This is a genomic window from Hyphococcus sp., assembly GCF_041986965.1.
Lineage (GTDB): Bacteria > Pseudomonadota > Alphaproteobacteria > Caulobacterales > Parvularculaceae > Hyphococcus.
Genome location: NZ_JBHIXB010000001.1, coordinates 742779 through 764771 on the forward strand (window position 1 = coordinate 742779; position 21993 = coordinate 764771).

A 21993-nucleotide genomic window follows, 5' to 3' on the forward strand; every position below is an offset into this window, starting at 1 on the left:
TCGCCCATTATTCCTGCAGCGAGAATTTTTTGCGCAACGAGAACCGTAGCAAAAGATATCCGAGAAGGCCGACAGGCCCGAACATGAAGGTCCCCAACAGGCAGGGGATGACCGCCAGATGCGGGAGTTTGCTGCGGATCGCATCACGTCCGATCCAGGCGCCCACAAAAAGGTCGAAGACGAGATAATGCGTCCAGCCGATGATGATGCCGTTCGGGTGATCGAAGATCGCGGCGACCCCGTCGATGGAGGAAAAGCCGGCGCCGTCTGCTGACTGGCCGAGAAAGATTCCCGCGCCGAGCGCCGCCACATAAATGGCGCCCATCATCGCCGGATAAAGCATCGAATGAACGACACCGGCGGTGAGTTTGGAGCGCGGCAGGAAAATGAGCAGCGCCCAGCCGGGAACGACCAGCGCATTGATCAGCAGATAGGCGTCGGCCCAGTCCATAGCTTTCTCCCGTTTGTTTTATCGTTGGGAAGCAATGATGCCGTTAAGGCGCTTTCGGCGCCAGCACGGCGTTTTCGAGTTTCGCGGGACGGCCCTTTTCGTCGACCAGCGCTACGCGCAAAGGCTTGCCGGTTTTGCGGTCGATGATCTCGACCGGCGCCGGGCCTTTCAGGACATAAGTCTCGCCCCACTGGGTGAGGGCCATCAGGGTGAGAGCGAGGCCGCGCCCGGCATCGCTCAAGGCATAGGCCTCGCGGGTGCGCTTGCCGGGTTCGCGATAAGGCCGGCGCTCCAAAAGCCCCATCTCCACCAGCTTGGCCAGTCTGTCCGTCAGCATGGAGCGCGGCGCCCCCAGATCGGCGCGCATGTCGTCATAGCGCTGCACCCCGTAAAACGCCTCCCGGAGAATGAGCAGCGTCCAGCGGTCGCCGAGAATTTCAGCGGCCATGGCCATGGGGCAGGCTTCCTTGGGGACAAGCGCCCGGCGGCGGATGGAGGCGTCTGGCGAAGCTGAGTTTGACATCCGGTATTAGCTAGCGCAAAACACCCTGAGTTCCAAATTCGGTATCAGGAGGGCCCCATGACCGCACAAAGTCTTTTGCAAGACGATCCGCTCGACGATTTCGATCGGCGCGCGATCACGCTTGAAGATGTGGAAAAGCAGGTGTTGGTGAGCGGAACCGGCCCTGCGGTCATCGTCATGACCGAGATGCCGGGGATCAGCCCTCATGTGGCGCGTTTCGCCCGCTGGGTTCGCGAGGCGGGGTTCACGGTCTACATGCCGTCATTGTTTGGCCGTGACGGCGTTGTTCCGTCTGCGGATGAAGGGGCGGCGGTCTTTCGGCGGGCCTGCGTGAGTGCGGAGTTTCACGCTTTCGCCGGAAACGGGTCAAGCCCGGTGACGCAGTGGCTGCGTGCGCTCGCCCGCCTCGCGCATCAGGAATGCGGCGGCCCGGGCGTCGGCGCCGTCGGCATGTGTTTCACCGGTAATTTCGCCCTGTCGATGATGCTCGAGCCGGCCATGCTGGCGCCGGTCCTCGCGCAGCCCTCCTTGCCCATGGACGATCCCGCCGCCGTCGAAAGTCCGCCGGAAGAGCTGGCGGCGGTGCGCGCCAGGCTCGACAAGGACGATCTCACCGTGATGGGCTTTCGCTTTGAAGGCGACAAATTCTGCCAGGCGGCTCGCTTCGCGGCTTATGAAAAGGCTTTGGGCAAGCGCTTTATCGGCCGTGTTCTGCCTGACAGCGCCGCGAAAGAGGATGGCCTGCCGCCCTTTTTCGAGAGCCATGTCACGACGCCCCATAGCGTTGTCACCGTGCATTTGCGCGATGAAGCAGGCTCGCCGACCCTTGCAGCGCGGGATGAAATTCTCGAATTTTTCAAGACTCGGCTGAGCGTCTAGGCGAGGGACGCGCTTAGCGCCTCGCGCCAGCCGGTCATGAGGGCGGCGTAGGATTGCTCCGTATGCGCATCGACGATGATGCGGCCTTTGGCTGAGAGCGCAGTGTGTTCGTAACTCGCTGTTACCGACGCGCCGTCGTCTGTTTCATCAACAGCGATATCGAGGCGCGTCACGCATTCTTTCGGCGTCACCTTGATCATGGTGAGGCGGCGCTTTTCCGGATCGTAAAACGGCGTCACCCAGATCGCTTCGGCGCTTCCTTCGTCGCTGGCGAAGGAAGCGCCGGCAGGCGTCGTGAAGATGCAGTCCTCTTCGGCCAGCCCCGATTCAGAAAGGATGAGATTGGTCAGCCAGCCCGGCTCCCACTCATATTCGCGCACCGGGCACATCATGGCGAAGACGGCGTCCGGTCTGGCGGCAATGTCAAAACTGGCGGTGCGCTTGCGGCGATAGGGTTTTTCAACGGCGACGAGAGGGACGGTCATGGCGCGGCCTCATCGAGAAGGTGGCTGTCATGAGCGGTCAGGTCGAGCCCGGCCGATTTTTTCGCCTCGGCGATCAGCTTCAAAGTTTCGTCGCTGAAGGGCTGTTTGCCTTCAAAGGCGTGCAAAACGATCCCTTCAAGAAGGTCGCCAAGGCTCATCTCCTTGTGGGCGGCGATGATTTTCAGCGTCTTGAGGATGCGCTTTTCGATGCGCACCCCGGTCTGGACGCGGGTCACGGTCTTTCGGAGCTCAGTCATGATGAATTGGTACCATGGTACCAATGTGATTGCAAGCCCCTATTAGCACGCGGATGGCGCCGCAGACGTGAGCCGCTGCGATTTCCCTTTGCCGGAGAAACTGGTTAAGCAGGGCTTAAAAATCGAATTGGAAACCCGCTGGCCGGATTTACAGAACCGGCGTAAATGACGAGTACTCTGCGTTTCATGCCAAACACATTGCCTGCCGCCGTCTCCCGGAATTTCGCCAAGCTTCAGGAGGCCGCCGATCATGCGGCCCATAATTTCTCGCAAGGGGCCGCCAATGCGCGCGCGGAAATGCTGCGCCGGATCGTTGAGCATTGCGCGAAATTCCAGACGGTCGATCTCGGCCGCTCCATCGGACAGGCTGCATTGTCCCTGACGCTATATTTTGCGTCGATCGCAGGGCTGATCGCGCTGGTCAAAACCGGGTTCTGGCCGATTGCGTTGTTGCTCTCGCCGGTCGCGGGGCTTCTCCTCGTGAAGCTCTTCACGATCCAGCATGATTGCGGCCATGGCAGCTATTTCAAGAACAAGCGCGCCAGCCACGCGCTCGGCTTTTTGATCAGCATCCTGACCTTCACGCCCTACGGTTTCTGGCGCGACGCCCATAATCGTCACCATGCAAGCTCCGGCGATCTCGACCGGCGCGGTGTCGGCGGCGTCGACACGCTGACCGTTGAGGAATATCGCGCTTTAAGTCCTGCAAAGCGGATTATCTACCGCGTCTACCGCCATCCCGTCGTGATGATCGTGATCGGCGCCCCGCTTTATTTTTTCCTCCTGCAAAGGTTGCCGCTCGCTGGTCCGATGCCTTTCGCCGAAGTCTATCACGGCATGAAGCTGCGCCAGATCTGGCGCTCGGTGGCGACGCTCAACCTGGCGCTTGTCGCTTTTTATGGCGGGCTTTCGCTGTGGCTGGGGCTTGGAACCGTGGCGCTGGTTTTCCTTCCCGTAGTGACGGTGGCGGCCTGGACGGGAACCTGGCTGTTCTTCGTTCAGCACCAATATGAGGACACTTATTGGGCGGCGAAACCGGAATGGAATTATGCTGAAGCCGCGATTTTCGGCTCCTCGCATTATAAGCTGCCGACGCCGCTGCGCTGGTTTTCCGGCAATATCGGCCTCCACCACATCCACCATCTCGCGAGCCGGATTCCCAATTACCGGCTGATGGAATGCTACAAAGCGAGCGAAGACTTGCTGTCGCTCCCGGTGATGACCATCCGCGATTCCATCCGCTGCGCCCGTCTGGCGCTGTGGTGTACGGAACGCCGCCAGATGGTGAGCTTTTCTGCAGCATAGTTCTGCGCGTGGTCTGACAAAGCCGACGGATTGGTGTTAACTGGCGCCCGGGAACTTCACGGGAGCCATTTTCATGACATTTCGCATCGCCGCCAGCGCTCTTGCGCTTGCTCTATCTGCGCCAGCCGCCGCTCAATCCGATCTGAAAAGCGACGTCGCCGCCGATTACGACGCCAATCTGGAATCGCTGTTTCAATGGTTCCACCAAAACCCCGAGCTCTCCCATCGCGAGTTCAATACCGCCAAGCGCCTGGCCGATGAAATCCGCACGCTTGGGTATGATGTGACCGAAGGCGTTGGCGGCACAGGCGTTGTCGCGGTGATGGAAAACGGCGCCGGGCCGACGGTGATGATCCGCGCCGACATGGACGGCCTGCCGGTGAAGGAAGACAACGACCTTCCCTACAAATCGACCGCGACGCAGGAAGATATCGACGGGATCGTCAAGCCAGTGATGCACGCCTGCGGGCACGACACCCATGTCACCGGTCTTGTGGGGACCGCGCGCCAGTTGGCTGCGCGCAAGGATCAGTGGTCGGGCACGCTCGTCCTGATCGGCCAGCCGGCTGAAGAACGCATTTCCGGCGCGCGGGACATGATTGAGGACGGGCTTTACAAGCGCTTTCCGAAGCCCGATTACGCGCTCGCCTTTCACGTTTCTGCAGGCAGCCCCGCCGGCAAGATCGAGGTTCCCCTCGGCATTTACGCGTCTTCATCCGACAGCGTCGACATTATCGTGCATGGCGTCGGCGCCCATGGCGCGTCGCCCCATAAGGGCGTCGACCCGGTGCTGGTCGCTTCGCAGATCGTCGTCTCGCTGCAATCTGTCGTCTCGCGCACCATCGCGCCGCTCGACGCCGGCGTCATCACCGTGGGCTCGATCCATGGTGGAACGAAACACAACATCATCGGCGACGAAGTGCATATGCAGCTCACTGTGCGCTCCGACGATCATGAGGTGCGCGAACAATTGCTGGACGGCATCGACCGGGTCGCAGAAGGCGTCGCCATTTCTCTTGGCGTGCCGAAAAAGCTGATGCCGGAAGTGATCCGTTCAAAGACGGAAACGACGCCGCCGACCATCAATGACAGCGCGACGGCGCAGCTTGTCCGCGCCGCGATCACTGAAGGAATGGGCGAAGACGCCCTCTTTGAAGAGCCGCGTCAGGGTATGGGCGCTGAGGATTTCGCCTATTTCGTCACGCCGGAACTTGGCGTCAAAGGCGTTTATTTCAGTGTTGGCGGCACGCCGGAAAAGGAAGTTGACGATGCGCCGTCGCACCATTCGCCGTTTTTCATCATCGAGCCTGAACCCGCAATCAAGTCGGCGGTGGAGGCGATGACCCTGTCGGCGATTGCGCTTTTTAAGGAGGAATAATGAAGCGTCCTGCGTAAGGCTTACGCGGGCGCCGCCTGTTTGGGCGGGGCCTGTTTGGGTGGGGCTTCGTGAAGATGCGGCGCCCAGATCTTCATGCGATGGGTCAGGTCGCCTTTCTTCAAAGGCTTTGAAAGATAATCGTTCATCCCGGCGTCGATGCAGACATGCTGGTCGGCGGGTCTAATATGCGCGGTAATGGCGAGAATGGGAGTTTGTTTCTCGCCGCGCTTCTTTTCGAAGGAACGGATTTTTCGCGTGGCTTCGAGCCCGTCCATGACGGGCATCATGATGTCCATCAGCACTAGGTCCACGTCATTTCTGTGGAACAGCTTGACGGCGTCCTTGCCGTTTTTGGCGACGATGGAGCGGCATTCAAAGTTCGCCAGATAATGCTCGAGAACCTTCAGGTTCACGTCATTGTCTTCGGCGATGAGAATGGTCGGCGCTTTCGGCGCTTCTTCTTGTGGGTGGTCAGCGGCTGGAATATTGACGTCGGACATCCGGTATTCCCCTAGCTGGCATGGCTGGCGGCCGCGACACTGTTGCCTCCCGGAGCCTAAAAAGGCGGCAAAGGTTTTTTGAAAATTATAGAAGGGGCGTTAACGCTGTCGCGCGTTTTCGCCGCCATCGTATTCCGGGCGCTTCGGAAAGTTTCGCCGCGGCGCCTTGGTTTGGGGCGGAAACGGAGCCTTGCGCCCGGCGCCCGCTGTTCCCGTTCGGTTAACCGGCGTCCCGGCAGCCGGCAAAAATCATTCTCAGCATCGTAAAAAATGCATTGGCCTTTGGCGGCTAAAACCCCGCAGCGGGCTTGCATGCTGCGGGGTTGATGGATTGAAAAAGGGCCTTCAGGCGTCAGTCGTCATCGCCATAGTGGACGCCGCTGATTTCGATATCGCCGTCGCCGCGCGCGCGGATGTCGCCTTCATGCCGGGCGATGTGAACCGATCCACTATGGCCGGCATAGATGGTCGGATTGACGGCGACGCCGTCAAAATCGAACCCGCCGGAGCCGCGAATCTCGACCATCAGGTTTTCGACGCGCCCGCCATCGATCTCGATGTCGCCGCTGCCGTTGATTTCCGCGCCGCCCTTGCCGCGAAGGCTTGCAAGCTCCACGTCGCCGGAGCCGTGAATGGAGATCATGGCGCCGTCTTCGACATCGCCCGCCTCCACATCGCCGCTGCCCCGAATGGAAAGATCAAGCGCGCCGTCGATGCGGCCGAGCATAATGTCGCCGGATCCGTGAATGTCGAGCGAGGCGGGCCCGCCAATATCGCCAATAACAATATCGCCGGAGCCGTGAATTTTCGCGGTAAGAGTCCCGGCGGATTTTGCGGTCAGGTCGCCGGAGCCGTAGATCGCCGTCCGGAAATCGCCTTCGACGTCGCCGGCTTTCAAATCGCCGGAGCCATGAATGGAAATATCCGCCGAGGCGAGGTCGCCGACAACGCCGATAACATGGCCCTCACGGATCGACAGCGCGCCGCGCGTGTCGTCGGCGGACAGCATGATGACGGCGCTGTCGAAATCAAGCGCGGCGCCGACGGGAATGCGCAAGGTTAGCGTCGGATAATCTTCAAGGAAAACCCGGAAGGCGTCATCATGGTGTTTGCGCCATTTGACGTCGTCCTGCCAGCGGATGTCGTCCGGGTCTTCATCGCTCGAGATCATGAGGACCCCGTCGCGCGTCGTCACATGAACCGGATAGTCTGCATCCTTGCCGTCGATGCGCTCGAGGCTGACGGCGTCGCCGCTCACCGTTTCAATCTTCACTGTGCCGAAGAAGTTCTCGACGTCGATTTCCTTGATGCTTTGATGGGTCGATGTTTCCGCCGCGGCTACCGCGAAAAAAGGCGCGCAGAACGCCGCCGTGAAAAGCAAGATACGCATTGTTTTCCCCCTCATTGGGTTAAGCCGCCCGTCGCGGAGAAGTCTATCTGCCCGGCGGGCGCGGGGCAAACCCGCCCTGTTTTCGCCATGAAAAGACCCCGGAAAGACCTTCACTCCCGCCGACGGCGGCGGTTCAGCCTCACGTTTCACTGTCATGAGACTGCTCGGGCTTGGGGCTCTTACGTCTCAGGGAGTTGGAGTAGAGATCATGTTGAGGAAAGTTGTTGCAAGCGTCGCCGGGGCAGGGCTCGTTCTTTTCGGGACGCAGGCTTTTGCAGGAGAATGGAAGTTCAATCCGCGCGCCTGTCCAGATCTTGTCGAAGACCGCTATGACCGTATTGAGGATCGCCGTGACCGGCGCGTAGACCATGGCCGCCGCGATCGTCGCGAAGATCGTTATGACCGCCGCGAAAACCGCCGGGACGCGGCGGTGACCGTCTGTCCGATCCGCGCCTTTTATTATCAGCCCGACAGGCGGGAGCTGCGCCGCGCCGATTATCGCGGACGCGGTTACGCCTGGGGCCGCCATGAAGCGCGCCCGCCGCTGAAATATGATCGCCGGATGCGCATGTATTACCGCTACGCCGAAGGCCGGAAGATTTATATTCGCGGCTGATTGAACGCAATGGAATGCAATGACAACAAAAGAGCGGCGCCGGCAGCGGCGCCGTTTTCATTTAATGATTGCGCAACGCGCTGATCAGTTCCTTTTTGGTCATGTTAGAGCGGCCTTTGATTCCGATTTCTTTTGCACGATCGTAAAGATCGTCTTTCTTCCACTCTTCATAGGGTTTGGCTGCGCCGCCTTTTTCCGCGGGGTGTTGAGACTCGTTTGCCTGCGCATTGGCGATGCGCGCGGCTTTTTCCTTGCTCGCGCCATCGTCGCGCAACGCCTGATAGGTCTCATCATCCTTGATGCTGGGCCCGTGATTTTTCTCCATGTCGTTTACTCCTTTTCTTTTTCGTCGCTCTTGCGCACGCGTGTGACGCCGGCCGGGCGTTCTTTGGCGCGCTTCATTTCGTCGAGCTTGCCTTTCTTTTCCTGAAGGTCGCCGCCTGCTGTCCCGCCATGGGCGGGCGTTCCCGGCTCACCCAGATATTCCTTCTCTTCGAGCGCTTCCTGACGGGTCTTGGGGCGGGCCATGACGTTCTCCTTTTGGCTGGTGCGTGCGGTCGATGCATTGTGAGGCGAACACGGACGCTGCGGCGCCTGTTCCGCAATCGCGGCTGGCGCTTCCTTCGCAGGTGCGGTATAGCGCCCGCGCAATCTCGAACGGGGAAGCCCATGACCGAAAAAAAAGACGTGAAAAAAGTGGTGCTCGCTTATTCCGGCGGTCTCGACACTTCAGTGATCCTGAAATGGCTGCAGGTAGAGTATAATTGCGAGGTCGTGACATTTACGGCTGATCTCGGTCAGGGCGAGGAGCTGGAGCCGGCCCGCCGCAAGGCTGAGCGCGCCGGCGTCAAGGAAATCTACATTGAGGACCTGCGCGAGGAATTTGTGCGCGAGTTCGTGTTTCCCATGTTCCGGGCGAACGCCGTCTATGAAGGGCTCTATCTTCTCGGCACGTCGATTGCGCGGCCCTTGATCGCCAAGCGCCTCGTGGAAATCGCTGAAGCGACCGGCGCCGACGCCATCGCCCATGGGGCGACCGGCAAGGGCAACGACCAGGTGCGGTTCGAACTGAACGCCTATGCGTTGAACCCCGACATCCGCGTCATCGCGCCATGGCGCGAATGGAATCTGAACTCACGCGAAAAGCTCATCGACTGGGCGGAAAAACATCAGATCGAAATTCCAAAAGACAAGCGCGGCGAGGCGCCGTTCTCGGTGGACGCCAACCTCCTGCACACTTCGTCGGAAGGCAAGGTGCTCGAAGACCCGGCCGAGCCGGCGCCTTCCTATGTTTTCCAGCGCACGGTTGATCCTGAAGATGCGCCCGACGAGGCGGAAGTGATCGAGATCGGGTTCGACCGCGGCGACGCCATCTCCATTGACGGCAAGCCCTATTCTCCGGCGACGCTTCTCGCCAAGCTCAATGAGTATGGTCACAAGCACGGCATTGGCCGCCTCGATCTCGTCGAGAACCGTTTCGTCGGCATGAAGTCGCGCGGCATCTATGAAACGCCGGGCGGGACGATCCTGCTCGCCGCCCATCGCGGCATCGAACAGATCACCCTCGATCGCGGCGCAGGCCATCTCAAAGACGAATTGATGCCGCGCTATGCGGAGCTGATCTATAACGGCTTCTGGTTCTCGCCGGAGCGCGAAATGCTTCAGGCGGCGATCGACAAGAGCCAGGAACAGGTCGCGGGAACCGTGAAGGTGAAGCTTTATAAAGGCTCGGCGAATGTCATCGGCCGGGCGTCGCCAAAAACGATTTACTCCGAAGCGCATGTCACCTTCGAAGAAGACATGGTCTATGACCAGAAAGACGCCGAGGGTTTCATAAAACTGAACGCATTGCGGCTTAAGCTCCTAGCGCGCCGTAACAAGAACGCAGAGTAAAAAGAGTAAGATGGATCTTTCAAAAATCACCCCCGGCGTGAACCCGCCCAAGGACATCAATGTCGTGATCGAGGTTCCGCTTGGCGGCGAGCCGATCAAATATGAAATCGACAAGGCCTCCGGCGCCATGTTCGTCGACCGGTTCCTCTATACGTCGACGCGCTACCCCTGCAATTACGGCTTCATTCCCCAAACCCTCGCCGATGACGGCGACCCGGTGGATGTTATGGTGATGGGCAACCGGCCGCTGGTGCCAGGCGCGGTGGTCGCCGGCCGGCCGGTGGGCGTTTTGTTGATGGAAGATGAGGCGGGCATGGACGAGAAAATCCTCGCCGTCCCGTCGGAACGCCTGACCCGCTATTACGCCAAGATCAAGACCTATGAGGATTTGCCCGACATCATGATCGAGCGGATCAGCCACTTCTTCGCCCACTATAAAGACCTTGAGCTCGACAAATGGGTGAAGATCGTCGGCTGGCGCGGCGCAGAGGAGGCCGAAAGGCTGATCATGGAAGGCCTCAAGGCCGAACAGGCCCGCACGGGCAAGCCTTAACCCTTTTTTAACCACGCCTTTTGGGGTAGCATCTGTCCCGTCCGAACAGGACATTCGCCCCGGTCCAAGGACGCTGGGGCGAGGGGCGGCGAGAGCGAGGGGTGGAGATGCGTAATATTGAAGCCATTTTTGGGGGCGTTCTGGCGCTTGTTGTGCTGGGCGTCGCCCTCTACGCGGTGATGAACACCTCCTTCAGCTCGGGCTCCGGCGTGGAAACCGCGCCGGCGGCGACGGAAGTGAGCTATTCTCCGAGCGCGCCCACCCCGACCATCATGGCCTCCGCCGGGCAGGATCTGGTTTGCGAGTGCTATGACGCGGCCTTTTCCCTGGCGTCTCAGACTGATGTGCTTTCGCCCGAATACCGCACAGGCTTTCAGCAGTGCCGGGCCCGGGGCGGGGTCGACGCCGGCGACGCCTGGACGGCGGGCTGGAATGCGCGCCTTTCCGGCCGGCCCTATGAGGCGAGCTGCCGCTCCTACAAGCGCCGCCGCTAATTCACGCCATCGCGGGCTGCAAATAGCGATTTCCTGCGCTTCCGGTGCTCAGGTGCCGTTTTGCACATTCCGCTCCGGTCCTCGGAAACCGCTATTTTCGCCACGCCCTGACGTGAATTCCCTCACTTAAGGCTCGAAAAATTCTCGATCACCGTCTTGAACGGGATGACGCCCACATCGGCGAAGAGCCCCGCCTTGTTGTAGGGATCCTCGGCGGCGATGGCGCGCGCTTCCCCCTCATCGGCGGCCTCTATAATCAGCAAAGAGCCAATCGGGTCGCCCTTGCCGTCGAGCATCGGACCGGCGAGATGGAGCTTATTTCCATAAGTTTGAAAATATTCGAGATGTGCGGGCCGTGTCTCCATGCGCAAGGCGAGGGAGTCCGGCTTGTCCCGGCATAACAAAACAAATTGGGGCATCGTTACGTTTCCGATCTTAATGGCCGCGCCATCAGGGCGGCGATGATCTCGTCGACAGACTTGGCGCCGGAGACGAGGGCGGCCACCGCTTCGCAGACCGGCGCCTCGACGCCGGCCTTTTCGGCGAGGGCGTGAATGGCGCCGGCGGTGGCGACGCCTTCGCTCACCGTATTCCGCTCGCTGAGGATCTCGTCGAGTGTTCGGCCTTTCCCGAGCTCAATCCCGAGCGACATGTTGCGCGATTGCGGCGAGGAGGCGGTCAGGATGAGGTCGCCAAGGCCTGACAGCCCGGCCATGGTCTCTTTCTTGGCGCCCAGCGCCACGCCGAGGCGTTGAAACTCCGCGAAGCCGCGAGCGATGAGCGCCGCCCGGGCGCTTTCGCCAAGACCGCGGCCCACGACTACGCCCGCGGCGATCGCGAGCACATTCTTTACGGCGCCGCCCAATTCTGCGCCGGTGAGGTCGTCGGAAAGATAGGGCCTGAAATGGGGCCCCCCGATTGTCGCCATCCAGCGCGCGCCAAGCTCCGGGTCGCCGGCGGCGAGCGTCACGGCGGTGGGCAGTCCCATGGCGACGTCGCGCGCAAAGCTCGGCCCGGACAAAACGGCGGGCTCAGCCTCCGGCCATACCGCGCTCAAAACCTCGGTCATCATCATGCCCGTGGACTGCTCAATGCCTTTTGAGCAAAGCGCTACCGGTACCGGCTTTGCCTGGGTCGCTTCTCTGAGGTCGGCGAAGACGGGACGGGCGAACTGGGCCGGCACCACGAAAAGTATGGCCTCTGAACTCGCGGCCATACCCAGTGATTGCGCGGCTTTGAGGCTCCCGGGCAGGGGAACGCCCGACAGAAATTCGGTGTTCTCGTGACGCTCATTGATGGCGCGTATGACCGCGTCTTCCCGCGCCCACAGGGTCGTCGCAACGCCGTTGGCGGCGCAGAGCGATGCCAGCGCCGTTCCCCAGGCGCCGCCGCCGATAACGCCGACCGATTGGAAAGGAGCGCCGGAATTCATAAGAGGCGATTCACTTGCTTCATTGCCGAATGACGACTGAACGGTTTATAAAGATTTCAACATAAACATGCGGGCCCCAATGCCTATCGAAAATCTCGACGACACCGCAAAGCAGATCCTCGACGCCGCAAGCCGGCGATTCCTGCATTATGGCTATGGAAAGACGACCATGTCGGAGATCGCCCAGGACTGCAACATGTCCACGGGCAATCTCTATCGCTACTTCCCGTCCAAGCTCGACATCGCGGAAATGTTCGTGCGCGTGCTCCGGCGCGAGCAGGTGGCGCGGCTCCGCGCCGTCGCCGATGACGGGGCGTTAAGCCCGGCGGAAAAGCTGAGATCATTTTTCCTCCGAAAGTTTCAGCTCGCCTATGAACGCTTTCATGACAAGCCAAAGGCCTATGAGCTCTCCAGCGAGCTTCTGACGTCCCGGCCCAAGGTCGGGATCGAGTGGGAGAATGCGGAGGGCCGCGTGCTCGCCGAGATTCTCATAGAGGGAGACGCGGCGGGCGTCTTCGCTGTGGAAAACGCCGCGGAGACCGCCAAGATCCTGCAGGACGCCGGCTATCGCTTCACCAGCCCGGCGGTCTTCCACGAAGGCGACTTTGACGAGCTCGCGGCGGAACTGAATGGCGTAGTCGACCTCATTCTTGATGGTTTCGCCTATCGCGCAGCCAAGCGCGCAGCCCTTGAGAAGCGCAAACAGGCGTGATTAGAAGCGGATTGCTTCAATAAATAGCCCTGAATTATTAATGAGAGTGTCCCCAGGCTATCCGAAGTCGCTCTTAAACCATTGAAATATATGGCCCTAATGACCTATTTAGAAAAAATTACGATTAAACAATGAATATTTATGATTTCGTTCATTGACAAATCTTCATAGGGCGCATATCTCCCGCCTGCCGACGGTGAAATCGCCGCCGGAAATGCGCCCCTGCGGCGTTAAAACCAGAAAAGACCGACGCGCCACCGCGGCGCCAAGATCAAGAAACGAACTGACAAAGAAAAGAGAAACCCGATGAGCACATTTCGCAATTTCGCCGTTCAAGCGGCCGTCACCCTGACCCTTACCGGCGCCCTTGGCGCGATCCTGTTCAATGTCGCTGATTACGCCACCCGCGGCGTCATCACTGGCTAAGGATAAACCCGAGACCCTGCTGCTTCCGTCCCCATCCCCTTAAGGACGCACCCTCCCTTAGAAGCAGCACCCCTGGCGCGGAAGCCTGCCCCGGCTTCCGCGCTATTTTTTTGCAAAAAAATTCGGGATTTCGCCGTCCAGCTAAAATGAAACTGTGTGCGTTACACAATTTCAACGCTTTCAGCTAAGGCTTGCGGCAAGCCAGCTGGGAGAGCGCCATGCCCGGATCGACCCGTTTCGCCGCCGCCGCCCACATCATGAGCCTGCTGGCCCGTCACCGCGACGGACCGCAGACGTCGGAGGCGCTCGCCAAAAGCCTCGGCACCAATCCGGCGGTCGTTCGCCGCCTTCTTGGCGTGCTGGCGAAGTCCGGTCTGACCCAATCCGATCTTGGCAAAGGCGGCGGCGCCCGCCTTGCCAAGGGGCCGAAGAAAATCACGCTCGCCGATATTTACCGGGCTGTCGAAGCGCCGGGCCTCTTTCCCTTGCCGCGCGCGGCGCCGGACCCGGCCTGTCCGGTGGGCTGCAATATCACCCCGGCGCTAACCGCTGTGGGCGATGCAGCGGAAGCGGCTTTTCTCGCCTCGCTTGAAGGCGTCACCCTGAAGCAATTCGTCAAGGAAATTGCTGCAGGCGTTGCTGCAGCAAAAAGCGCAGCATAATCCGTTCTGCTGCGCTTCATGTTGCAGCAATTATCTGCAGCAAAGTAAGTGAAATCAGGCCTTTGGCCCCTTTCGGCCGGAGCCGAAGCGCTTGCCCTCGCCGGGATCAGCCAGGGGCCAGCGCGCCCGCGGCGCCATGGCCATAGCTTCGTCCTGTTGCGCCGCAAGACCGGCGGCGAGCCTTTCGGCCCCCGCCCAGGCGATCATCGCCCCATTATCCGTGCAATATTTTGGCGGCGGGGCGATCAAGCCCCATGAATTTGCTGCGCACAATTGCTGCAGCATTTTTTTGATGGCGCAGTTGGCCGCGACGCCCCCGGCGACCACCAGGCGGCCCGCCTCCGGCATCATGGCCATGGCCTTTTCCGTCCTGTGGGCGAGATGGCGGGCGGCGGCTTCCTGAAACGAGGCCGCGAGATCGGCGAGATCCTGACCGGTCGGGTTTTCCAGCCCTGTCGCCGCCTCGCGCACGGCGGTCTTGAGCCCGGAAAAAGAAAAGTCGCAGCCTTCATGTTTCAAGAGCGGCCGGGGCAGGTCGAACCGGTCGGCCCTACCGCCCACCGCCGCCGATTCCACCTTGGGACCGCCGGGCGCGCCGAGCCCCAACAGCTTGGCGGTCTTGTCGAAACTTTCCCCGGCGGCGTCGTCGATGGTGGTGCCGAGCCGGTCATACTTGCCAACGCCGGTCACCCGGATCAGCTGGGTATGGCCGCCGGAGATGAGCAAGAGGAGATAGGGGAAGGGCGCGTCTTCGGTCATCCTTGCGGAGAGCGCGTGGCCTTCAAGGTGGTTCACCGGAACGAGCCGCAGCCCGTGCGCCATGGCGACGGCCTTGGCGGTGGTGAGGCCGACCATCACCCCGCCGACAAGGCCGGGTCCCGCGGTCGCCGCCACCGCATCGAGATCGGCGAAGCTGATGCCTGCTTTGGCGACGGCTCGCTCGATGGTTCCGTCGAGACGCTCCACATGGGATCGCGCGGCGATCTCCGGCACGACGCCGCCAAAGGCGGCGTGGTCTTCATGCTGCGCCCAGACCTCGTTGGAGAGAATGCGGCACGCGCCGTCATCGTCGCGCCGCACAATGGCGGCGGCGGTGTCATCGCAACTCGTCTCTAGACCCAGAACTAACATCGCATCCGCATCAGTCTGTCTTCTTGCTTCCCGCTGGAGGACTGCGTTAAGCCCCAAGGATAAGCCCCGGGGAAGGAACCCCCGCATGGACAGCAAAGCTTGTTGCGGCGCAAGGCCCCGCGCAGAATTTGCCGCCCGCCACATTTGCGAAAGCGAAACGAGTGAGCAACGACAAGACTTTCGCCATCGCCAGCCGCCGCTCGCCGCTTGCCCTGGCCCAGGCGCGGCAGGTGCAGGCGATGATCGCGAAGGCCGCGGGAATTTCGCCTGAAGCCGCGCCGCTTCAGGAATATGTCTCCTCCGGCGACCGCAATCTTCAGGGCTCGCTCGCAGATGTAGGGGGCAAGGGGCTTTTCACCAAGGAAATCGAGGAGGCGCTGCTATCGGGCGCTGCGCGTTTCGCCGTTCACTCCATGAAGGATATGCCGGCTGAAAGTCCGCCGGGGCTTGTTACGGCGGCGATCCCGGCGCGCGAAGATCCGCGAGACGTCTTCATCTCTTATGTGGCGAAAACCCCCTGGGATCTGCCGCAGGGGGCGAAGGTCGGCACGGCCTCGGTCCGGCGGGCCGCGCAATTGCTGGCCAACCGGCCGGATATCGACATCGTCGCCTTGCGCGGCAATGTGGGCACCCGCCTCGACAAGCTTGAGCGGGGGGAGGCCGACGCCACCTTTCTCGCCCTTGCGGGGCTCAACCGGCTCGACCTTGAAGGGCACGCGACGGCAATCATGGCGACTGACGAAATGCTGCCGGCGGTGGGTCAAGGCGCGCTCTGCGTCCAGACGCGCGAAGACGACAACGAGGCCCGCGCCATTGCAGCCTCTTTCAACTGCGAGGAAACGAGCGTTTGCGTTATTATGGAGCGGGCCTTTTTAACGGGGCTCGATGGTTCCTGCCGCACGCCGATCGGGGGCCTTGCGATCGTGCAGGAGGGAGAGGTCCGGTTTCGCGGTGAGCTCTTGTCGCTCGACGGCAAGGAGCGTTTTACGGCGGAGCGGCGCCTTCCGTATACGGAAGGTTGCGCCTTCGTTGCCGCGCAGGCCGGCGCCGAGGCCGCGATGGAGTTGAGGGAAAAGGCGGGTCCCGATTTTTTCAAAAGGCTTGCGGTGTGACGCGCGTCCTCATCACCCGCGCCGAGCCTGACGCGTCGGAATTTGCTGACGCCTGCCGTTCTCATGGGCTCGATCCCATTCTCTCCCCGGTAATGCGCATCGAGATCGAAAAGGCCGATATCGACCTCGCCGATGTCGGCGCAATCGCTTTTACCTCGGCCAATGGCGTGCGCGCCTTTGCGGCGAATTCGCCTCAAAGGTCTTTGCCGGTATTCGCCGTCGGGCCGGTGACGGGGGAGGCTGCGAAAGCCGCGGGCTTTGAGTATGTCAGCCTGGCGGGCGGCGATGTTGAGGCGCTCGCGGGTCATATCGCTTCCGAAAACGCACTGGTCGGGAAAGTCCTTTTGCACGTCGCCGGCGCCGACCGGGCCGGGGATCTGGTGACGGCGCTCACCGCGCGCGGGATCGCCGCGCGGCGTCAAACGCTCTATCGCGCGGAGGCCGCAAGCGCCCTTTCGGCGCAGGCTGAAGCGAGCCTTCGCACGGAGTCCGGCCTCTGGGTCACCTTCTTCTCACCGCGCACGGTGAGGTTGTTTCTCGCGCTGGCCGAAAAGGCGGGGCTTGCTTCGCGGCTGCCGGAGATGCGCGCCGCCTGTCTCAGCGCGGCGGTGGCGGAGGCGGCGGCGGCCGTTGCCTGGGGCGGGATTGTGGTAGCCTGCGACCGGACGGCGGAAAGCATGCTCGAAACGATTATTGGCGAGGGCGACCGCGCTTGAGCGCCGCCAAAGCGGGCCTTATCTAGAAAGCGCGCTCAATTGAGGATGAAACGTGACGCAGGATGGCGACCCACAGGCTAAGAAAGAAGAAGAAAGCCTCCCTGAGGTGGAGGCGGAACTTGTCAGTGAGACGCCGTCGCCTGAGGACGCGTTTGAAGATGACGCGCCGGAGGCTTCGCCGTCGCCGGATGCGGTTCAAGGTGATGCGGGAGATGGACCCTCTTCTGACGCCGCCGGAAAACGCAAATCAACCCTGACCCCCGGGGTCATGCTGTTCCTTGCTTTTGTAGTTGTGGCGTTGATCGCTTTCGGCGTCTGGCGTTTTCAGTTGAATCCCGAAGACAAAATATCGGTGGAAGAGGCCGCGCCTGTGGCGCAAGAAACGGCGCCCACAACGCCTGCGCCGCAAGAAGAGACCGGGACTGCCGCCGAATCCGAAACGGCGTCCGACCCGGCGCCGGAAGTTGAAGAGCCTCCGAGACAGGAAGCGAAGATCGACAATCTCGCCAAGGACGACCTTGCGCCGCCGCCAGCGGGAGACGCTATGCAGGAGAACGGGGCCGAAAGCAGCGGTTTCCTGCCGCCGGTGACGGAAGCAGGCGCGGCAAAAATCGCCAATTCCGTTGAAGAAGGCGCGAAGGACGCCATGCGCCGCGATGAGGAGGCGGAAGGGGCGCCGGGTAATCGTCAGCCTACAGATGATGCTGTGGAAGGGGCTGGCGCTGACGCGCTGGCTGCCGACAATGAGGGCGCCGAAAGCGCAGAGGCTGATCTGGAGGAGGCTCCATCCACAGAATTACAGGAGGATGCTCCTGAAGCGGCGGCGCAAGAGGCCGCCGCCGAAGAGCAGGCGTCATTGCAGCCGTCCGAAGACGATACGGTTGCGGATAATGAGCCGGGCAGTGACGCGGCGCCTGTCGACAACGCCCCGATTGAAGACGAAGCGGTGGCGCTGCAATCGGAAATGGAATCCATGCGCGCCGCCTTTGAGGAGGAGCGAGCGGACTTGACCGCGGCGCTTGATAGCGCCCGCCGGATCAATAACGAACAAAACACCGATATCCGCGACCTGCGCGCCCAGCTTGACGCTGCAAGAGCGCGTGAGGCCGCCCTGAAAGACGAAGTCGCCGCCATGCGCAGTGAGCTTTCCCGTGTCCGCCGCGAGGGTGTGACGATGTCCCAGCGCAGTATGAAGGCGTCCTTTGCTGTCGCCGCCCTCTCCCGCGCGGTGGATCAGGGTGAGCCGTTCACGCAAGAGCTTGCCGCTGTCGCAGAGTTTGAGCCGGGCGCTGAGGCCGCGCTGGAAGCGCATGCCGAAACCGGCGTCGCGACCGACGCCGCCCTTCGGATCGGCTTTGACGCGGCGGCGCGCAAGGCGCTTGCGGCGGCGGGTCAGGCGGAAGCCGGCGGCGGGATCAGCGGAATTGTGGCCCGGGCGAAAAATCTCGTCAGCGTCCGCCCCGCCCGTCCGCTCGACGGCGACGATCCGGGCGCGATCCTGTCTCGCGCGGAACACGCGCTGGAAGAGGGCGAGCTTGAATTCGCGCTTTTGCAACTTGAAGATCTGCCTTTGCCCGCACAAGAAGCCATGTCCGAATGGATGGCGGCGGCCCGCGCGCGCGTAGAGGCGAAGTCGGCGGTCGCAGCGCTCACGGTGCGCATCGCCGGTGAAGGTGAGTAGGGGGCGTCCATGATCCGTATTCTGATGTTTTTGCTGGGCGCCGTCTTTTTCGCCTTTGTGATTACCTATTTCGCCAGCCTCGACAGCCGCATCACAGGGGAGGCGTTCGGTTATCATTTCGACGGCCCGTCAGGGCTCATCATCGGCGGCCTTACAGTTCTTTTTCTCGTTGCGATCTATCTGACCCACAAGATCAAGGACATCATGGCGATCCCGGCGAAGATCAAAGCCAAGGACGCACAGACGAAGCGCGAGCGCGGCATCGCAGCCCTGACCCGGGGGCTTGAGGCGGCGGCCGCTGGCGATGGCGAGGACGCAGCCCATCACGCGCGGGTTGCGCGCCGCAATCTCGATGACGTGGCGCTGACCCGGCTCCTGACCGCGCAGGCGGCGCAGCTTTCAGGCGACGCGGCGGCGGCGAAAGAAAGCTTTTCCGCGATGCTTGCCGCGCCGGAGACCGAATTTATCGGGCTCAAGGGGCTTTACGCGCAGGCCATGGCGGCGGGCGAAACCGGCGCCGCTAAAGGCTATGCGGAGCGCGCTTTCCGCCTGCGCCCTAACGCCGCCTGGGCGTTTCAGTCGGTGTTCGATCTCGGGCTGGAGCGCGGCGCCTGGAACGAAACCCGAGAGGCGGTGATCCAGGCCCAAAAGAACAAGGTGATCGACGACGCGCGCGCCAACCGCGCCCGCGCAGCCTTGTTGACCGCCGACGCCTATGCGGAAAGCGATGCGGCCTCGGCAATGAGCGAAGCGGAAGCGGCGCTGAAGCTGGCGCCTGAGTTTACGCCGGCGTCCGTGCTGGCCGCGCGCATCGCCATGGATGAAGGAAAGACCGGCAAGGCGGCGAAATTACTGGAAACCGGGTTCGCCGCCAGCGCTCATCCGGCGCTGATCAAGCTATATGATCGTCTTTACAAGGATGAAACGCCGGAAAAACGTGCGTCGAAACTGACAAAACTTGCTGAGAAAAATCCTGCCTCTGACGAGGCGGCGTTGTTGCGGGCGCGCGCCGCGACGCTCACCGAAGACTGGCAGCGCGCCGTCGACGCGCTTGAGGCTCATGTGACGAAGACGGCGAGCCCCGCGGCCTTTTCCCTGATGGCGAAAGCTGCGGCGGGCCTCAAAGGCGAGGCGGCGGCGCAAATCTGGTATGAACACGCCGCTTCTGCGCCGCGTGATCCGCGCCCCGGGGCCGAGGGCGCGTTCAACCTGACGCGCCAAGGCTGGGCGCGCCTCATTCGCGAATTTATGGAATATGCGCGGCTGTCGCCGCCGCCGATTGAGGAGGCGACGGCCGGCCTCGCGCCCGAAGAAGTGCGGCTTCTGCTCGCGCCGCCTGTCGTCGAAGAGTCCGCGGAAGAGATTGAAGAAGACGCAGCGGCGGCTTCGGAAGAGACGGCGCAGGATGGGACGACGACGCCTGTTGAGGCCGACTCGTCACTCCATGACGACCCGGAAGGCGACGACCACATCCATAATGACGAAGAGGCCGAACGCGCGGCCAATGCGGCGCGTGGCGTTTCCTGATTATTCCGCAGCGTCCTTGCGCTCGCCTGTTTCGTCATTGGCCGGGCTGGCGGCGGGCTCGGATGTAGAATCAGACTCGAGGTTGGGCGCGTTGGTTTCCGTGGCCTGATCCGCTTCCTTCGACTCTTTCGCCGCCGCTTTTTCGGCGGCTTTGGCTTCTTTTTCGAGCCGTTTCTTTTCGGCTTTTTCCGCCGCTTCGCGCTTTTTGAGCTCCTTCTTGTCGAAGGCTGTCATGGGCGCTTCTTCTTTCGCCGCTTCCGCCGCCGCCATTGCGTCTTCGGCAAGCGTTTTGACTTTGAGGTAATCGATCTTGCCGGTGCCGAGGACAGGGATTTCGTCGACGGAGACGATCTTTTTCGGCACGGCGATTTCAGGCACCCCGTGACTTTGCGCCCAGGAGAGGAGAAGCCCGCGCTGCGCGTCGGTGCGGTCGGTGACGAGGATCACCTGCTCGCCTTTTTTCGGATCCGGCATGATCGCCGCGGCGTGGAGATTGTCCGGCCAGACGGCGGAGGCGCAGTTCTCAACGACCGCGAGCGAGACCATTTCGCCGCCGATTTTGGCGAAGCGTTTCAGACGGCCGCGGATCGACATATAGCCATTGTCATCGATGGAAACGATGTCGCCCGTATCGTGCCAGCCATCGGCGAGCGGCGTGATGACGCCCGGATTATCCGGCGACAGATAGCCCTTCATGATATTCGGTCCGCGTACGAACAAGCGCCCGGCGCCCTCAAGGCCCTCGACAGGCTCAAGCCGCGTTTCGACGGCGGGGAGAAGCTTGCCCACTGTGCCGGAGCGGATGTCGCCGGGCTGGTTCGCGGCCAGCACCGGCGAACCTTCGGTGACGCCATAGCCTTCTAATACCTCGAAACCAAAGCGTTTTTCCGCCGCCTGACGGGTCTCGTCGCGCACCCGCTCAGCGCCGCAAACGGCGATCCGCAAAGAGGACATGCCGCCATCGGGGCTCGCGCGCATATATTGCGAGAGAAACGTGTCGGTCGCGAACAGGACGGTCGAGCCGGTTTCGAAAATCCGCTTGGGGATGATTTTCGTTTGCAACGGAGAGGGATGAAACACCACCGGATAGCCATTGAGGATCGGCCATAACGCGCCGGCTGTCAGACCATAGCAATGGAAGGTCGGCAGCGGGTTGAAGAAAATATCCGTAGGCAGAAGTTCCACATGCGCGGAGATCTGTTCGATATTGGCGATGATGTTCTGGTGAGACAGAACGACGCCTTTGGGCGCGCCTTCAGTGCCGGAGGTGAACAGGATGACGCCGGGATCGTCAGGGTTCGGCGTCGCCGCGAGGACAGACGGGAAGATGGGCCCCAGAAGCGCCAGCGCCTTGTCGCGCGGGCTTATCTGTTCTCGCACATCTTCGAGATAGATGATCTCCACCACGGCGGAGAGTTCGCCCATGAGCTTTTCAAGCCCGCCGATCTCCACGAATTTTCGCGAAGAGATGATCTTTGTGACTTCGGCGGCCTTACAGGCGGCGAGTAGGTTTTTTGAACCGGAGGTGAAGTTGAGCATCGCCGGCACGCGCCCGCGGGAGAGCAGGGCAAACAGCCCGATAACAGCGCCAGCGCTGGTGGGCAGGAGAACGCCCACGCGCTCATTCTTTTCCGTCACGCGCGCCAGCGCGCCGCCCAGCGCAAAGGCGCCTTGTGTAATGTCCTTATGCGTCAGCTTGCGCCCGTCGCCATCGGTGATGACGACTTTGTCTTTCTTCTCGCGCCGCGCATTCTCGAGATAAGCCTGAAAAATCGCGCGCCGCGACCGGCGCTCGATGCGTTTGACCGGATCACCCATGTCCCAAGACCGCCTTCCGCCCCGAATTGTCCCTGTTATTCCCCTCGTTGGG

25 protein-coding genes are annotated in these 21993 nt (G+C 61.6%); 13 read left to right on the top strand and 12 right to left on the bottom strand.

What is annotated here, in order from left to right; all coding sequences use genetic code 11:
- Window positions 1-7: 7 nt before the first annotated feature.
- Together ACFC5L_RS03685 and ACFC5L_RS03690 are read right to left on the bottom strand one after the other, a co-directional pair.
- The gene (locus ACFC5L_RS03685; protein WP_375201631.1) at window positions 8-451 is read right to left on the bottom strand and encodes an ABA4-like family protein; all 444 of its coding nucleotides are present in this window, start codon (window positions 449-451) and stop codon (window positions 8-10) included.
- 43 nt (window positions 452-494) lie between these two features.
- Entirely contained in the window at window positions 495-905 is a 411-nt protein-coding gene (locus tag ACFC5L_RS03690) for a winged helix-turn-helix transcriptional regulator (protein ID WP_375201630.1), read from the bottom strand.
- A gap of 126 nt (window positions 906-1031) precedes the next feature.
- Between ACFC5L_RS03690 and ACFC5L_RS03695 the strand changes: the two genes are divergently transcribed.
- Window positions 1032-1853 (top strand): dienelactone hydrolase family protein, encoded by an 822-nt coding sequence (locus tag ACFC5L_RS03695; RefSeq protein ID WP_375201629.1) that lies wholly within the window; start codon window positions 1032-1034, stop codon window positions 1851-1853.
- On the opposite strand, the gene ACFC5L_RS03700 is transcribed toward ACFC5L_RS03695, so the two are convergent.
- Window positions 1850-2338 (bottom strand): hypothetical protein, encoded by a 489-nt coding sequence (locus tag ACFC5L_RS03700; protein WP_375201628.1) that lies wholly within the window; start codon window positions 2336-2338, stop codon window positions 1850-1852. The two genes, ACFC5L_RS03695 and ACFC5L_RS03700, sit on opposite strands and share 4 nt — an antisense overlap.
- Window positions 2335-2595, bottom strand: a complete 261-nt coding sequence (locus ACFC5L_RS03705) for a hypothetical protein (RefSeq protein WP_375201627.1) — start codon at window positions 2593-2595, stop codon at window positions 2335-2337. Before ACFC5L_RS03705 ends, ACFC5L_RS03700 begins: the two co-directional genes overlap by 4 nt.
- A 165-nt stretch (window positions 2596-2760) precedes the next feature.
- Between ACFC5L_RS03705 and ACFC5L_RS03710 the strand changes: the two genes are divergently transcribed.
- Window positions 2761-3900: a fatty acid desaturase gene (locus ACFC5L_RS03710; protein WP_375201626.1), complete on the top strand. Its 1140-nt coding sequence runs from the start codon at window positions 2761-2763 to the stop codon at window positions 3898-3900.
- A gap of 73 nt (window positions 3901-3973) precedes the next feature.
- The gene (locus ACFC5L_RS03715) at window positions 3974-5278 is read left to right on the top strand and encodes an amidohydrolase (RefSeq protein WP_375201625.1); all 1305 of its coding nucleotides are present in this window, start codon (window positions 3974-3976) and stop codon (window positions 5276-5278) included.
- A 20-nt stretch (window positions 5279-5298) separates the two neighbouring features.
- On the opposite strand, the gene ACFC5L_RS03720 is transcribed toward ACFC5L_RS03715, so the two are convergent.
- Both ACFC5L_RS03720 and ACFC5L_RS03725 read right to left on the bottom strand, forming a co-directional pair.
- The gene (locus ACFC5L_RS03720) at window positions 5299-5778 is read right to left on the bottom strand and encodes a response regulator (protein WP_375201624.1); all 480 of its coding nucleotides are present in this window, start codon (window positions 5776-5778) and stop codon (window positions 5299-5301) included.
- A 352-nt stretch (window positions 5779-6130) separates the two neighbouring features.
- On the bottom strand, window positions 6131-7168 hold the full coding sequence (locus tag ACFC5L_RS03725; RefSeq protein WP_375201623.1) for a GIN domain-containing protein: 1038 nt from the start codon (window positions 7166-7168) through the stop codon (window positions 6131-6133).
- 208 nt (window positions 7169-7376) lie between these two features.
- Between ACFC5L_RS03725 and ACFC5L_RS03730 the strand changes: the two genes are divergently transcribed.
- Window positions 7377-7784 carry a hypothetical protein gene (locus ACFC5L_RS03730; protein ID WP_375201622.1) on the top strand — a complete coding sequence of 136 codons (408 nt, stop codon included), beginning with the start codon at window positions 7377-7379 and terminating at the stop codon, window positions 7782-7784.
- A 61-nt stretch (window positions 7785-7845) separates the two neighbouring features.
- Here ACFC5L_RS03730 and ACFC5L_RS03735 read toward each other — a convergent pair whose 3' ends face one another.
- Together ACFC5L_RS03735 and ACFC5L_RS03740 are read right to left on the bottom strand one after the other, a co-directional pair.
- A complete protein-coding gene (locus ACFC5L_RS03735; RefSeq protein WP_375201621.1) occupies window positions 7846-8109 on the bottom strand; it encodes a DUF7218 family protein in 264 nt (87 codons plus the stop codon).
- Window positions 8110-8114: 5 nt separating this feature from the next.
- Window positions 8115-8312, bottom strand: coding sequence for a hypothetical protein (locus ACFC5L_RS03740; RefSeq protein ID WP_375201620.1), 198 nt, complete (start codon window positions 8310-8312; stop codon window positions 8115-8117).
- Between the two features lie 141 nt (window positions 8313-8453).
- Between ACFC5L_RS03740 and ACFC5L_RS03745 the strand changes: the two genes are divergently transcribed.
- From ACFC5L_RS03745 to ACFC5L_RS03755, 3 genes are all read left to right on the top strand, one after another.
- The gene (locus ACFC5L_RS03745; RefSeq protein WP_375201619.1) at window positions 8454-9677 is read left to right on the top strand and encodes an argininosuccinate synthase; all 1224 of its coding nucleotides are present in this window, start codon (window positions 8454-8456) and stop codon (window positions 9675-9677) included.
- A gap of 10 nt (window positions 9678-9687) precedes the next feature.
- On the top strand, window positions 9688-10230 hold the full coding sequence (gene ppa, locus ACFC5L_RS03750; protein ID WP_375201618.1) for an inorganic diphosphatase: 543 nt from the start codon (window positions 9688-9690) through the stop codon (window positions 10228-10230).
- Between the two features lie 107 nt (window positions 10231-10337).
- A complete protein-coding gene (locus ACFC5L_RS03755; RefSeq protein ID WP_375201617.1) occupies window positions 10338-10724 on the top strand; it encodes a hypothetical protein in 387 nt (128 codons plus the stop codon).
- Between the two features lie 122 nt (window positions 10725-10846).
- Here ACFC5L_RS03755 and ACFC5L_RS03760 read toward each other — a convergent pair whose 3' ends face one another.
- Together ACFC5L_RS03760 and ACFC5L_RS03765 are read right to left on the bottom strand one after the other, a co-directional pair.
- Window positions 10847-11143: a YciI family protein gene (locus tag ACFC5L_RS03760; protein WP_375201616.1), complete on the bottom strand. Its 297-nt coding sequence runs from the start codon at window positions 11141-11143 to the stop codon at window positions 10847-10849.
- 2 nt (window positions 11144-11145) lie between these two features.
- Window positions 11146-12156: an NAD(P)H-dependent glycerol-3-phosphate dehydrogenase gene (locus tag ACFC5L_RS03765; RefSeq protein ID WP_375201615.1), complete on the bottom strand. Its 1011-nt coding sequence runs from the start codon at window positions 12154-12156 to the stop codon at window positions 11146-11148.
- A gap of 79 nt (window positions 12157-12235) precedes the next feature.
- Here ACFC5L_RS03765 and ACFC5L_RS03770 point away from each other — a divergent pair, with 79 nt between their 5' ends.
- Both ACFC5L_RS03770 and ACFC5L_RS03775 read left to right on the top strand, forming a co-directional pair.
- Window positions 12236-12868 carry a TetR/AcrR family transcriptional regulator gene (locus ACFC5L_RS03770; protein WP_375201614.1) on the top strand — a complete coding sequence of 211 codons (633 nt, stop codon included), beginning with the start codon at window positions 12236-12238 and terminating at the stop codon, window positions 12866-12868.
- A 644-nt stretch (window positions 12869-13512) separates the two neighbouring features.
- Entirely contained in the window at window positions 13513-13956 is a 444-nt protein-coding gene (locus ACFC5L_RS03775; RefSeq protein WP_375201613.1) for an Rrf2 family transcriptional regulator, read from the top strand.
- Between the two features lie 54 nt (window positions 13957-14010).
- Here the strand turns inward: ACFC5L_RS03775 and tsaD are convergent, their stop codons facing one another.
- Window positions 14011-15087 carry a tRNA (adenosine(37)-N6)-threonylcarbamoyltransferase complex transferase subunit TsaD gene (gene tsaD, locus ACFC5L_RS03780; RefSeq protein ID WP_375201612.1) on the bottom strand — a complete coding sequence of 359 codons (1077 nt, stop codon included), beginning with the start codon at window positions 15085-15087 and terminating at the stop codon, window positions 14011-14013.
- Window positions 15088-15248: 161 nt separating this feature from the next.
- On the opposite strand from tsaD, the gene hemC reads away from it, so the two are divergent.
- Genes hemC through ACFC5L_RS03800 form a run of 4 tightly spaced genes read left to right on the top strand, consistent with a single transcriptional unit; the run spans window position 15249 to window position 20123 of the window.
- Window positions 15249-16199 carry a hydroxymethylbilane synthase gene (gene hemC, locus ACFC5L_RS03785; protein WP_375201611.1) on the top strand — a complete coding sequence of 317 codons (951 nt, stop codon included), beginning with the start codon at window positions 15249-15251 and terminating at the stop codon, window positions 16197-16199.
- Window positions 16196-16915: a uroporphyrinogen-III synthase gene (locus tag ACFC5L_RS03790; RefSeq protein WP_375201610.1), complete on the top strand. Its 720-nt coding sequence runs from the start codon at window positions 16196-16198 to the stop codon at window positions 16913-16915. The genes hemC and ACFC5L_RS03790 overlap by 4 nt, the downstream gene beginning before the upstream one ends.
- Before the next feature lie 52 nt (window positions 16916-16967).
- Complete coding sequence (locus ACFC5L_RS03795) at window positions 16968-18596, top strand: COG4223 family protein (RefSeq protein WP_375201609.1); 1629 nt, start codon at window positions 16968-16970, stop codon at window positions 18594-18596.
- A 9-nt stretch (window positions 18597-18605) separates the two neighbouring features.
- Window positions 18606-20123 carry a heme biosynthesis protein HemY gene (locus ACFC5L_RS03800; RefSeq protein ID WP_375201608.1) on the top strand — a complete coding sequence of 506 codons (1518 nt, stop codon included), beginning with the start codon at window positions 18606-18608 and terminating at the stop codon, window positions 20121-20123.
- Here ACFC5L_RS03800 and ACFC5L_RS03805 read toward each other — a convergent pair whose 3' ends face one another.
- A complete protein-coding gene (locus tag ACFC5L_RS03805) occupies window positions 20124-21941 on the bottom strand; it encodes an AMP-binding protein (RefSeq protein ID WP_375201607.1) in 1818 nt (605 codons plus the stop codon).
- Between the last annotated feature and the right edge of the window lie 52 nt (window positions 21942-21993).